This is a genomic window from Micromonospora sp. NPDC047730, from assembly GCF_043204765.1.
Lineage (GTDB): Bacteria > Actinomycetota > Actinomycetes > Mycobacteriales > Micromonosporaceae > Micromonospora.
In genome coordinates this window covers 15642-27558 of record NZ_JBIDCU010000017.1, presented here as the reverse complement: position 1 = coordinate 27558, position 11917 = coordinate 15642, and the positions used below count along the sequence as shown (strand labels likewise).

Here is an 11917-nt window from a genome sequence, read left to right as displayed (position 1 = left end):
TCACGCCTCCAGATCCGGCAGGACGGCCGGCAGTACCCCGGCGGCCGCGGCGATCGCGGCGGGAGTGGTGTCGAGGTGGTCCAGCAGCCCGTCGACGTACGAGACGTCGACCCGGACCTTCTGCACCCGACCGTCGACGTCCCGCATGACGAACTCGCGGAAGCCGAGCCGGGTGGCGGAGGTCGCGTCGGCGGTGGAGAGCGAGGCGAGGGTGGCCTCGTAGCCGTCGTCGACCGGCACCCGCAGCAGGCGCAGCGCTTCCGAGGCGATCTCCGCGTCCTCGGCGATCCGGCCGACGAAGACGGTCGAGACCAGGTTCTGCACGTCGAGGCCGAGGATGTCGCGCGGGTTCTGCGAGGCCACCAGCGCGGCGAGGTTCCACTTGCGGGAGTCGCGGGCGAGCCGGACCAGGAAGGAGCGGCCGGAGCGCCACCCCTCCATGAAGTGCGCCTCGTCCAGGCCGACGAGCTTGCGGGACGACATCGACCCGCCGTAGCAGCGGCGTACGGCCAGCCGGTGCGCGGTGTGCAGCATCGGCAGGGCGAGCGCCTCCTCGGCCGACCAGTACTCCCGCTCGATCTTCAGGTCGGGCAGCCGCAACCCGGCCATGGTGATCACGGTGAGCGCCGCGTCCGCGCCGAGCAGCCCCTCCGGCGGCCGGCCGAAGAAGAGCATGGCCAGCGGCATCTCGGCGGTGTCCAGCAGCAGGTTGGCCAGTTCCCTGCCGGCGTCGTCGTCGAGTTGGCTGAGGCAGGCGACCACGTCGTCCAGGGTGGAGGTCTCCTCCGCCGGCACCTGGCGAACGGCGTGCCGGAACAGGGTGGCGGTGGACGCCTCGCGGGCCACCTGCGGCGGCACCAGCATCATGCAGATGTCCTGGACGAGCATCCGCCGCTCGGCGCGGGCGTTGGAGACGGCGATCTCGAACTCCCGGTCGCCCGCCGCTCCGCTGCCGAACTCGGTGCGCAGCGGGGTCGGGATCAGCGAGTACGGCGCCAGGGTGCCGTGCTCGGAGCCGGTCAGGTTCAGCACCCGCGAGTACGGCCGCAGCTCGGGCATGGCGCACAGCCGGGCCAGCGGGCCGGACGGGTCGAGCAGCGTCACCTGGACGCCGCGCCGGGCCGCGAGGTAGCCGAGGGCGCCGAGCAGGGTGGACTTGCCGCCGCCCGGTTCGGCGACGAAGACGGCGAGGCCGGAGCGTTCGCGCACCTCCATCGGGAAGTGCAGGTCGAGGAAGACGGGCCGGCGGCAGGTGCCCGCCGTCCGCCCGATCAGGTCGCCGCGCCGGTCGCCGACCGTGGAGGCGGCCTGCGGGAGGGCGGCGGCGAGCAGGTTGACCGGCATCCGCCGGACGTAGCCGGTGTTGGCGATCGGCTCGCCGGGGATGAACTCGCGGGCCAGCCAGTCCTGGTTCTTCGGGTGTTGCAGCGAGATGCGCAGCTCCCGGGAGTAGAGCTGGATCAGCCGCCGGGCTCGCTCCAGGCACTCCTCGCGGGTCCGCCCGCCGACGGCGATCCGGTGCCAGCCGTGCGCCCGGGCGGAGTCGACCGGCAGGCCGGTCGTCATCTCGTCGCCGATCACCAGGGCCCGCTTGGCCAGCCGCTCCAGCTCGGGCGGGGCGTCGATGCCGTGTTCGGCGTAGTCGAGCTGCTGGGAGCGGATCATCCGGAGCCGGTGCTCGAGGTTACGGAAGGAGTCGCCGGAGCCGAGGATGTCGACCCGGGTGGAGAGCTCCATCGGCCAGGGCAGCCGCTCGTGGAAGTGCAGCCACGGCTCGTGCCGCTCGGGGATCTCCAGCGGTTCCATCCGGCCCACCGCCAGCACGGCGACGTGCCGCTCCTCGCCGGTCATGCGGTTGACCAGCTTGACGGTGGAACCGTACGGGGTGCGGTAGCGCTCCACCTGCTCTGTGAGGGCGAGCAGGTCGCCGCGTTCCCACCGGCCGTCGGTGATCGGGGAGAGCCGGCCGGGGGGCGCCATGCAGAGCGCCACGGAGCGGTAGAGCAGCCATTCCAACTCCTGCGCGGTGACTCGTCGTCCGCGCATGCCGAACGCGCCCAGCACCTCGTCGAACTGCTCGACGGTGCGCCCGAGCTTGCGGCGCTCGCCCTCGGCCACGCCGCGACCGAAGGTGCGCAGCAGGCGTTCGGTGAGCGAGTCGCCGAGGGAGCGGCGGGCGAAGGTGACGCCGAGGTAGGTCTGCCCCTCGGCGTGGTTGACCGAGAGCAGGTGCCGCTGCGCGGCCACCAGGTGGTCGGCCCAGCCGGCGGTGCCCGGGACGTCGGGCAGCGGGGACCGGGTGTGCGTGTCGATGGTGCGGGCCCACTCGTCGGCCGGGAAGGGCCGGGTGGTGCGCCGCAGGTGCAGCCGGAAGCCGGCCAGGCCGGCGTACTGCTCGGAGATCGCCGAGAGCAGCGCCTCCCGCTCCGCGTCCGGCCGGAACGCCCAGCGCACCTCCGGCAGCCAATACCAGGCGGTGACGGTGTTCGGGGTGAAGGTGAGGTGGCCGGCGATCTCGGTGATGGCCAGCTCGACCGCCGGGTCCCGGTCGCCGAACTTGATCTTCGGCGGCTTGACGCGGACCGGCTTGGTGGGCTGGTCGCGCCGGCCGGCGGAGCGCTGGCGCGGCGGCGTCACGTCCCGCCCCGTGCGCTCCGGCAGCCGCTCCCCGGCCCGCCGCGACGGCCGCTCTGGGGGCGCCGGGTCGAGTGGCGCCGGTGGGGGCGGCGGGGTCACGCCGGCCGCCGCCTCGTCCGCCGGTGGGCGGAGCGTCGGCAGCCGGTCCCCGGGCTGGTGCGGCACCCGGACCGCCCGGGCCGGCGGCTCGTGGGCGACCGCCGGGGGCTCGTACGCGACCGCGGGGGGCTCGTACGCGACGGCGGATGGCTCGTACGCGACGACCGGCTGCTCGTACGCGACGGCCGGGGGCTCGTCGTCGGCGTCCGCCGGCGGCGGTTCCACCGCGGGTGCCCGGTCGGCTGTGCCGGTGGAACGGGCGGGCGGCCGGGCGGCGCGCGGCGGGGCCGGGGCGGCGGCCGGGGCCGGCTCGACGGCGGCCGGCTGCTGCGGGATGGCCGCGTGCTCCCGCCCGCCGACCCGAGGCGGCGTGGCGGGCCGCGTGCCGGGGCGCGCCCCTCCGAACAGGTCGAGGAAGGGCGAGTCGATGTCGGCGCTGTCGGCCGGTGGCCCCGGGTCGACCGGCGGCGTCCGGCGCTGCACCGGGCGGGGCGCCTGGAAGACGCCGACGCCGCCGTGCCCGGGGGTGGTCACGAGGGCCGGGTCGAGGGCGACCTCGTCCCGCTCGGGCTCGTCCGGGTAGTCGAACGACCGCGCACGGTTACCGTGCGGGGCGGCCGGACGCCCGGCCGGGGAACCCGGCGTGGAAGAGCGACTCATGCGACCGCCTCACCCGCGTCGTGCGACTGCCTGATCGGCGTACGCCCGGTCATGCCAGTTCCTCCCGGATCCTGATCCGGCTGCCGACCAGGCGGGGGTCCCGCTGCTCGGCGGCCGGCTCCCGGGTCCGCCGCCAGTCGGTCAGCGCGGTGCGGATCACCATGCGCGCCGGCCGGTCCGGGTCGACGTACCGGAAGATGAACGAGGTGGTCACGATGGCCAGCGCGATCTCCCAGGCCGGGAAGAGCTCGACCTGCAGCGTGAACAACCAGTGGATGAACATGTAGAGGGGGACGAGCAGCATGAACAGCCCGTACTGGGCGTAGGGCAGGTGGACCGGAAGGGTGTAGCCGGGCGGCCCGAGGTAGACCAGGCGAGCCCGGTAGATGTCGTCGTCGGTGCGCAGCCGCATGTCGTGCCCGCGCCTATTCGAAGATCAGGTCGATCAGGTAGTCGCCGATGAAGAAGAGTGTGGCGGCTCCGGCGATGAAGGCGAGCCCGACGATCGCGATGGCCGAGCTGGTCAGCACCTTGGAGATCTCGCCCCGGCTGGCCCGCCCGATGAAGATGACGCCCAGCACGGCCAGCAGGATCGGAGCGATCTTGCTGGCGAAGAACGTGACGACACCCTCGGTGTCGATGCCCTTGGGCGCGGGCTCGGCGAGTGGAGTCGACGCCAGGGTGGAGAGCGTGTGGGCGGCGGCGGACGTCACCGTCTCCATCAGCTCGATGGCGATCACTGGAACCTCCCCAAGTCGCGGCCGGCGGCGCCGCGGTGGTGCAGTAGGCATGCCTGGCGGGAACGGTGCTCACTAGCCGCAGCGTCGACGACCCTGCGTTCGTTACCCACCACGGAGGGTGGTGAGCTTTGGGCGGATTTTCCCGCTTCGGCCCTCCCTCCAGGCTTCGCCATCTCGATGCCGGGCAATTCCAAAGCGTACGGGCAGGCCCTCAATGCGACAAGCCGCGAAGAGTCTGCCCGATTCGACCCGGACGACCGATCGTACACCCGTTCGAATGCGCATGTCACCGCCCTCGACCCGGCCCGCCCGGGGTGCTCCGGCCGACCGGTACCGTCTAGTCGTGACCGATCTGGTACGGGCCTCGGCCCCGGTGGTGATGGGCGTTCTCAACGTCACGCCCGACTCGTTCTCCGACGGCGGACGGTACGCCGACCTCGATGCCGCCGTCGGACACGGCGTGCGGCTGCGGGCCGACGGCGCCCACTTGGTGGACGTGGGCGGGGAGTCCACCCGGCCCGGCTCCGACCGGGTCGACGCCGACACCGAGACGGCCCGGGTGCTGCCGGTCGTCCGGGAGCTGGCCGCCGCCGGCGTGCCGATCAGCATCGACACCACCCGCGCGCGGGTCGCCGAGGCGGCCCTCGCCGCCGGCGCGGCGGTGGTCAACGACGTCTCCGGCGGCCTCGCCGACCCCGACATGGCCCGGGTGGTCCGGGACGCCGGCTGCCCCTGGGTGCTGATGCACTGGCGCGGCCACGCCCGCGAGATGGGCGAGCTGGCCCGTTACACCGACGTGGTCGCCGACGTCCGCGCCGAGCTGGGCCGGCGTGTCGACGAGGCGCTGCGGGCCGGTGTCGCCGCCGACCGCATCGTGATCGACCCGGGGCTCGGCTTCGCCAAGACGGCCGCGCACAACTGGGAGCTGAGCGCCCGCCTGCCCGAGCTGCTGGAGCTGGGCTTCCCGCTGCTCTTCGCGTCCAGCCGCAAGGCGTACCTGGGTCGGCTGCTGGCCGGCCCCGACGACGCCCCCCGCCCCACGGACGGCCGGGACGCGGCCACCGTCGCCACCAGCCTGCTCGCGGTGGCGGCCGGCGCCTGGGGCGTCCGTGTGCACGACGTCCGCGCCACCGCGGACGCGCTCGCCGTCTGGCGGGCCACCGGCGCGCCCCGCCTGACGCCCCCGACCACCGGCGCGGCCCGCCCGGCCCACGCGGGCGCCGGCCGGGCGGGCGGCACCGCCGACCACGGAGGAGACCGATGACCGACCGCATCCAACTGACCGGCCTGCGGGCGCACGGCCGGCACGGGGTGTACGACTTCGAACGCGCCCAGGGGCAGGACTTCGTCGTCGACGCCGTGCTGGAGATGGACCTGGCCCCGGCGGCGCGCTCCGACGAGGTGGGCGACACCGTCCACTACGGCGAACTGGCTGAGCGGCTGGTCGCCGTCGTCACCGGCGAGCCGGTCAACCTGATCGAGACGCTCGCCGACCGGCTGCTGACCGTCTGCCTGGCCGACCCCAGGGTCGAGGTCGCCACGGTCACCGTGCACAAGCCGGAGGCGCCCGTCCCGCACGCCTTCACCGACGTGGCCGTCACCATGACCCGGCGGCGCGGCCGGTGAGCCGGGCCGTCCTCTCCCTCGGCAGCAACCTCGGCGACCGGCTGGCGCACCTGCGCTCCGCCGTGTCGGCCTTCGGCGACGACGTGCTCCTGGTCTCCGGCGTCTACGAGACTCCACCGTGGGGGGACCAGGACCAGCCCGCGTACCTCAACGCGGTGCTGCTCGCCGAGGACCCGGCCGCGACGCCGCGCGACTGGCTGGAGCGGGCCCGGGCGGCGGAGCGCGTCGCGGGCCGGACCCGCGACCCGCGGCGGCGCTTCGGGCCGCGCACCCTGGACGTCGACGTCATCGCCGTCTGGGCCGACGACGAGCCGGTGGTCAGCGACGACCCGGAGTTGACCCTGCCGCACCCCCGGGCGCACCTGCGGGCGTTCGTGCTGCGGCCGTGGATCGACATCCAGCCGTACGGGCGGCTGCCCGGGCACGGTTGGCTGACGGACCTGCTCAACACCGGCCCGGTCGCCGCCGACGCCCTGGATCTGCGCCCCCGGCCGGATCTGGCGATAGAGTCGACGGCATGACCCAGTGGAGCCGGCCGGCATGACGCAGGCGCGATCCCCACGCCCGGGCGGGACGGGTCCGGACCGGTTCCGGATGGGCCCCACCCGGATCTCCACCCTGGTGGTGGCCGGCCTCGGCGCCGCCGCGGTGGCCTGGCTGCTGATCAGCACCCTCTACTACGACTACCTGCCCGACCTGCCGTGGCTGCCGGTGGTCACCCTGGCCGCGCTCGCCGTGCTGGAGGGGTACGCCGCGGTCAACACCCGGGGGCGGATCGAGCGCCGGCCGGGCCGCGATCCGGTCAACCCGCTGCTGGTCGCCCGGTTCGTGGTGCTGGCCAAGGCGTCCTCGCTGGCCGGTGCGATCTTCGCCGGCTTCTACGCCGGGCTGACCGGCTGGCTCTTCGTGGAGCGCACGGACGCCGCAATGGACGACCGGCCGGTCGCCGGCGCCGGCCTGCTCGCCGGGTTGGCCCTGGTGGCGGCGGCGCTCTGGCTGGAGCGCGCCTGCCGCGTCCCCGAGCAGGAGGACGACGAGGACCGCGAGCCCGGCGACCGGGAGAACCGCCCCGGCCCGCGCTGATCCGGGGGGTTACGCCCGGCCTCCCGCACGGGTAGCGTGCCTGCGACCGGAGAGCAACGGCCGCCCCGGCCCGCCCGCGCGTCGGACCTGGACGAGCGGCCACGTGGGAGGCGGCGGCTATGGGGTACGACGAACCGGGGCGCGACGCGTCCACCGAGCCGTCGTCCGGCATCCCGGCCGCCGTCCTGGAGAACGTCTTCGACGACCCCGCGCACGGGGAACCCGGCCGGGACCGGTTCGCGGTCCACGTCGTCTGGGAGTTGCTGCTCCTCGTCACGCTGGGCGTCGGGACGTTCCTGCTCTGGCGGGAGAACCCGGACGCGCTGCGCGGCGCCGGGCTGCGCTCGCTGCTGCTGGACGCGGTCGTGCTCGGGCTGCTGGTGCTGGCCGCCGGGCTGAGCCTGCGTACCGCCGCGGTGAACCTGGCGGTGGGCCCGGTGGCGGTCGCCGCCGCGCTGCACATGGCCGAGCAGGGCGACCGGGGCGTCACGGCGGCTGCCGGGCCGGCCCTGGCGGTCGCCGCGCTGGGCGGGCTCGCCCTGGCGCTGGCCGTGGTGGTGCTGCACGTCCCCGGCTGGGCCGCCAGCCTCGCCGGTGCGGCGGGGGTCGTCGTGTACATCGAGCAGCGCTCCGCGCCGGTCCTCCCGCAGGGTGACTACGACCCGGGGCGCGGCGCGCTGCACCTCTTCGCCGGGCTCGCGGCCGTCGTCGTGCTCGGCGGCTTGTTGGGGGCGGTGCGGGCGGTCCGCCGGCTGGTCGGCCGCTTCCGCCCGGTCGTCGACCCGGCCCGCCGTCGCGGCGTGGTGGCGGCGGTGGTCGTCTCCGGCGCGCTCGTCTGCTCGACCGTGCTGGCCGCCCTCGCCGGCATGCTCACCGCCACCCGCGCCGCCGGGCCGGTCGCGCCCGACGCCGGGCTGGATTGGACGGTGCTGGCGGTCGGCGTGGCGCTGCTCGCCGGCACCAGCGCCTACGGCCGGCGGGGCGGCGTGTTAGGCACCCTGCTGGCGGTGTGCCTGGTCGCGGTCTTCGTCGCGTACGCGCAGGCCAGGGGCTGGACGGTGAGCCGGTGGGCGGTCGGCGCGGCGGCGCTCGGCGGGGGGCTGCTGGTAACCCGCCTGGTCGAGGCGTACGGGCGGCCGGCGGTCGGCGCGGCGGCGGAACCGGTCCCGGTCGGGGACGGCCGGATCGGCACGGGTTGGGCGGCGCCCCGGCCCGACCCGGTCGGCGACTGGCCGCCCGCCCTGCCGGCGCAGTCCACCGAGAGCCCGGCGGACCCCTGGAGCGTGCCGCGGTGGGAGAGCGGGCGCCGCCGGTGGGAGAGCGACGACCGCTGAGCGGCCACCCCCTGACCGGCCGCGGGGCGGGCCGGCGGTGTCGGCCGGTGTCGCGTCCACCCTGCCGGCGGTGATCTCGGCGGTTAGGCTCGTCGGCATGACCGACACACCATCGACCTCCGCCGGCCCGTCGTTCGAGGAGCTCGACGCGCTGTCCACTGAGGAGCTGCGGGAGCGGGCCTTCGCGGTCGCCCGGGAGCGCCGCGACGTGGGCTTCTTCTGGTCGGTGCTGCGGCACCTGCCGAACGCGGACGAGGCCGCCGTCCTGGACGGCGCGCCCAACTCGGTGGGGCCGACGATCGACGAGGCCGCGGCGCTGTGGCGGGAGCTGACCGGGCACGGCTACGAGGAGTCGGCGCCGCTGCTGCGGGCCGCCTTCATCGACTACCTGATGACGCACCCGCGAAGGTGACGGTGGCCGACGGGCTCCGGCAGGTTTGCTCCCCGAGGTCCGCCGGGAACTGATCCGATCATGGCGCTCACCAACCCGCCGCGGGCCGGCGGCCGCTACGGGACGGCGGCGGGCACCGGCGCGCTCGCCGCGTTCCTGCTGGTCGCGGTCTGCGGCAGCCCGGCGTACGTCGGCTGGGCCGCCGGCACCGACCCCACCTCCGCCGGCGGCTGGTTCCTGCAACTGCTCGCCTGGCCGGCCTGGCGGTTCGACGGCGGCGATGCCTCCGGCGGCCTGCTCGTCGCGAACCTGCGGGCCGTCCTGCTGGTGATCCTCGCGGTGGTCTTCCTCTACCTGCTGCCCGCCACGCAGGTGGCCCGGGTACAGGGGTCGGCGAGCCAGTTCTTCTCCGGCTGGGCCGCCTACGTCCTGGCCGGCGGCTTCGCCTCGCTGCTCGCCGCCTTCCTCGGCCCCGATCCGGCGCTGCTCACCGCCATCCAGTCGGCCGGCACCGGCGCGACGTACGGCTTCCTCTCCGGCTGGATCGTCGGCACGGCCAGCCTCGGCGGCCGGGCCTGACCCCGCCGGCCCACGATCCCCCGTCGTCCGACCCGGGCCCGCTGCCCGCGACCCTTCCCGGCCGGGCCGGTCACCGGTCGGGCCGGCCCAGTTCGAGCAGTCGCGTCCGGCTGAGCACGCCCACCGGCCGCCCCTCGTCGGTCACCACCACCCGATCGGCGGCCGAGGTCAGCAGTGCCCCCAGCGCGTCGTACGCCGAGCCGCCCCGCGACACCGTCGGCAGCTCGGCCACCCCGGTCGTCGGCAGCGGTTCGACGGCCGCGCCGGTCAGCGGGGTGACCGCCAGCCGGCGGATGCCCCGGTCGGTGCCGACGAACTCGCGGACGAAGGGCGTGGCGGGTGCCCCGAGCACGGCGGCCGGGGTGTCGTACTGCTCCAGGCGACCGCCCTGGGAGAGCACCGCGATCCGGTCGCCCAGCCGGACCGCCTCGTCGAGGTCGTGGGTGACCAGCACGATCGTCTTGCGCACCTCGGCCTGCAACCGCAGGAACTCCTCCTGCAACCGGGTCCGGGCGATCGGGTCGACGGCCGAGAACGGCTCGTCCATCAGCAGCACCACCGGGTCGGCGGCGAGGGCCCTCGCCACCCCGACCCGCTGCCGCTGGCCGCCGGAGAGCTCGTGCGGGTAGCGGCGGCCGAACGTCGCCGGGTCGAGCCCCACCAGCTCCAGCAGCTCGTCGACCCGGCGGCGGCTGCGCTCGCGGGGCCAGCCGAGCAGCCGGGGCACGGTGGCGACGTTGGCGCTGACCGTCTGGTGCGGGAAGAGCCCGACGTTCTGGATCACGTAGCCGATCCGGCGGCGCAGCCGGACCGGGTCCACCCGGGTGACGTCCTCGCCGTCGAGCAGGATGCGGCCACCGGTCGGCTCGATCAGCCGGTTGACCATCCGCAGCACCGTCGACTTGCCGCAGCCCGACGGTCCGATGAGCACCACCAGCTCGCCGGCGGCGATGTCGAGGCTCAGCTCGCGTACGGCCTCGGTGCCGTCCGGGTAGCGCTTGTGGATGCCCTCCAGCGCGATGGACGCCGCACGCGGCCCGCCGTGATCCGTGGTTGCCGGGGTAACGTCCACACATGTCCTTCCGCCTGAGCTACCGGGCCGACCCGGGTAACCCGTGGTTCTCCTGGCAGTACGTGCGGGACAACTCTGACACGATCCTCGCCGCCGTGCGGGAGCACGCCTCGCTGACGGTGCGCGCGGTGCTGATCGCCGCCCTGGTCGCCGTGCCGCTGGCCGTGGCCGCGTACTGGTTCCGCTCGCTGGCCGGGCCGGTGCTGGCCGTCACCGGGGTGCTCTACACGGTGCCGTCGCTGGCGCTGTTCGCGTTCATCGCGCCCTACCTGGGCATCGGGGCGGTGACGGCGCTGAGTGTGGTGGTCCTCTACGCGCTGCTGGTGATCGTCCGCAACGCCCTCGCCGGGCTCAACCAGGTGCCTCCCGAGGTGCGTGAGGCGGCCGAGGGGATGGGGTACGGCCGCTGGGGCCGGCTGGTCCGGGTCGAGCTGCCGCTGGCCCTGCCGGGCATCCTCACCGGCCTGCGGCTGGCCACGGTCTCCACGGTGGCCCTGGTGACCGTGGGCGTGGTGATCGGGCGGGGCGGCCTCGGGCAGTTGATCTTCGCTGGCTTCCAGAACAACTTCTACAAGGCGCAGATCATGACGGGGACGCTGCTCTGCGTCCTGCTCGCCCTGGTGCTCGACCTGATCCTGGCCGGCGTGGGCCGGCTGCTGACCCCCTGGCTGCGGAGCAGGGCGGCGTGAGCGCTCGGAACGCCGCGCGGCGCGGTCCCGCGGTCGCGAACGGAGGGCGGGCCCGATGAACCCCGTCGAGGCGGCGCTGGTCTGGCTCAACGACCCGCTGAACTGGACCAATCCGGGCGGGATCCTGGAGCGGCTCGGCGAGCACCTGTCGATGTCGGCGGCGGCGGTGGCGCTGGGCTGCCTGATCGCCTGGCCGATCGGGCTCTGGCTCGGGCACACGGGTCGGGGCGGGGGCCTGGTGGTGCTGGTGTCGAACGTCACGCTCGCCGTGCCGACGCTGGCCCTGCTCACCATCCTGCCGCTGACCTTCCTCGGCTTCGGCCAGCCGTCGGTGGTGGTCGCGCTGGCCGTCTTCGCGGTGCCGCCGCTGCTGGCCAACGCGTACACGGGGGTGCGGCAGGTCGATCCGGAGGCCCGGGACGCGGCGCGCGGCATGGGCTTCTCCGGGTGGCAGTTGCTGCGCCGGGTCGAGCTGCCGCTGGCGGTGCCCTACCTGGCGGCCGGGTTCCGCACGGCGGCGGTGCAGGTGGTGGCGACCGCCGCGCTGGCCTCCTTCGTCAACGGGGGCGGCCTCGGGCAGATCATCCGCGCCGGGTTCGGGCTGGACATCGCCGCCGGCGGCGGCCAGATCCTCGCCGGCGGCGTGCTGGTGGCCGGGCTCGCCGTTCTGGTCGAGCTGGTGCTGGCCCTGGTCGAGCGGCTGGTCACCCCGCGCCCGCTGCGGGCCACCCGCCGCCGGGCCCGCCGCCGCGCGGCGGACGCGCTGGCCGGCGGCTGAGCTCCGGTCCGCCCCGCGCGGGACGCCACACCCGGGAGTGCCCGCCGACGCGCGCTGCCGCTCACCGACGCCCGCTGTTCGATGGCTGTCGACGGGTGACGATCCGGTGACAAACCTTTCCTCGGGTTGTCGGACCCGTGTGGAAGATGTTGGGTGGAAAATCGCGGGCGGCCGGAAAGGGGGCCGCCCGACGGACACAGCGGGCGGCCGGACAGGGATCGCCCGTCGG

12 protein-coding genes and 1 pseudogene are annotated in these 11917 nt (G+C 75.1%); 9 read left to right on the top strand and 4 right to left on the bottom strand.

What is annotated here, in order from left to right:
• From ACGF5G_RS28650 to ACGF5G_RS28640, 3 genes and pseudogenes are all read right to left on the bottom strand, one after another.
• Positions 1 to 3396: pseudogene (locus ACGF5G_RS28650) on the bottom strand (ATP-binding protein).
• A 49-nt stretch (positions 3397 to 3445) separates the two neighbouring features.
• Entirely contained in the window at positions 3446 to 3808 is a 363-nt protein-coding gene (locus tag ACGF5G_RS28645; RefSeq protein WP_088976442.1) for a hypothetical protein, read from the bottom strand.
• Between the two features lie 13 nt (positions 3809 to 3821).
• Positions 3822 to 4136, bottom strand: coding sequence for a hypothetical protein (locus ACGF5G_RS28640; RefSeq protein ID WP_091101477.1), 315 nt, complete (start codon positions 4134 to 4136; stop codon positions 3822 to 3824).
• A 343-nt stretch (positions 4137 to 4479) separates the two neighbouring features.
• Here ACGF5G_RS28640 and folP point away from each other — a divergent pair, with 343 nt between their 5' ends.
• From folP to ACGF5G_RS28605, 7 genes are all read left to right on the top strand, one after another.
• On the top strand, positions 4480 to 5400 hold the full coding sequence (gene folP / locus ACGF5G_RS28635) for a dihydropteroate synthase (RefSeq protein ID WP_393268367.1): 921 nt from the start codon (positions 4480 to 4482) through the stop codon (positions 5398 to 5400).
• The gene (folB, locus tag ACGF5G_RS28630) at positions 5397 to 5762 is read left to right on the top strand and encodes a dihydroneopterin aldolase (protein WP_357703493.1); all 366 of its coding nucleotides are present in this window, start codon (positions 5397 to 5399) and stop codon (positions 5760 to 5762) included. Before folP ends, folB begins: the two co-directional genes overlap by 4 nt.
• A complete protein-coding gene (gene folK, locus ACGF5G_RS28625; protein WP_393268364.1) occupies positions 5759 to 6283 on the top strand; it encodes a 2-amino-4-hydroxy-6-hydroxymethyldihydropteridine diphosphokinase in 525 nt (174 codons plus the stop codon). The genes folB and folK overlap by 4 nt, the downstream gene beginning before the upstream one ends.
• A 19-nt stretch (positions 6284 to 6302) precedes the next feature.
• A complete protein-coding gene (locus ACGF5G_RS28620; RefSeq protein WP_393268362.1) occupies positions 6303 to 6845 on the top strand; it encodes a DUF3180 domain-containing protein in 543 nt (180 codons plus the stop codon).
• A gap of 119 nt (positions 6846 to 6964) precedes the next feature.
• Complete coding sequence (locus tag ACGF5G_RS28615; protein ID WP_393268360.1) at positions 6965 to 8179, top strand: ABC transporter permease; 1215 nt, start codon at positions 6965 to 6967, stop codon at positions 8177 to 8179.
• 97 nt (positions 8180 to 8276) lie between these two features.
• The gene (locus ACGF5G_RS28610; protein ID WP_393268358.1) at positions 8277 to 8591 is read left to right on the top strand and encodes a hypothetical protein; all 315 of its coding nucleotides are present in this window, start codon (positions 8277 to 8279) and stop codon (positions 8589 to 8591) included.
• A 60-nt stretch (positions 8592 to 8651) separates the two neighbouring features.
• Complete coding sequence (locus ACGF5G_RS28605) at positions 8652 to 9149, top strand: hypothetical protein (RefSeq protein ID WP_393268356.1); 498 nt, start codon at positions 8652 to 8654, stop codon at positions 9147 to 9149.
• A 70-nt stretch (positions 9150 to 9219) separates the two neighbouring features.
• Here the strand turns inward: ACGF5G_RS28605 and ACGF5G_RS28600 are convergent, their stop codons facing one another.
• Positions 9220 to 10221: an ABC transporter ATP-binding protein gene (locus ACGF5G_RS28600; protein WP_393268353.1), complete on the bottom strand. Its 1002-nt coding sequence runs from the start codon at positions 10219 to 10221 to the stop codon at positions 9220 to 9222.
• Positions 10222 to 10223: 2 nt separating this feature from the next.
• Between ACGF5G_RS28600 and ACGF5G_RS28595 the strand changes: the two genes are divergently transcribed.
• The gene (locus tag ACGF5G_RS28595; protein ID WP_393268350.1) at positions 10224 to 10910 is read left to right on the top strand and encodes an ABC transporter permease; all 687 of its coding nucleotides are present in this window, start codon (positions 10224 to 10226) and stop codon (positions 10908 to 10910) included.
• Positions 10911 to 10965: 55 nt separating this feature from the next.
• Positions 10966 to 11688 carry an ABC transporter permease subunit gene (locus ACGF5G_RS28590; protein ID WP_357703475.1) on the top strand — a complete coding sequence of 241 codons (723 nt, stop codon included), beginning with the start codon at positions 10966 to 10968 and terminating at the stop codon, positions 11686 to 11688.
• Positions 11689 to 11917: the final 229 nt, after the last annotated feature.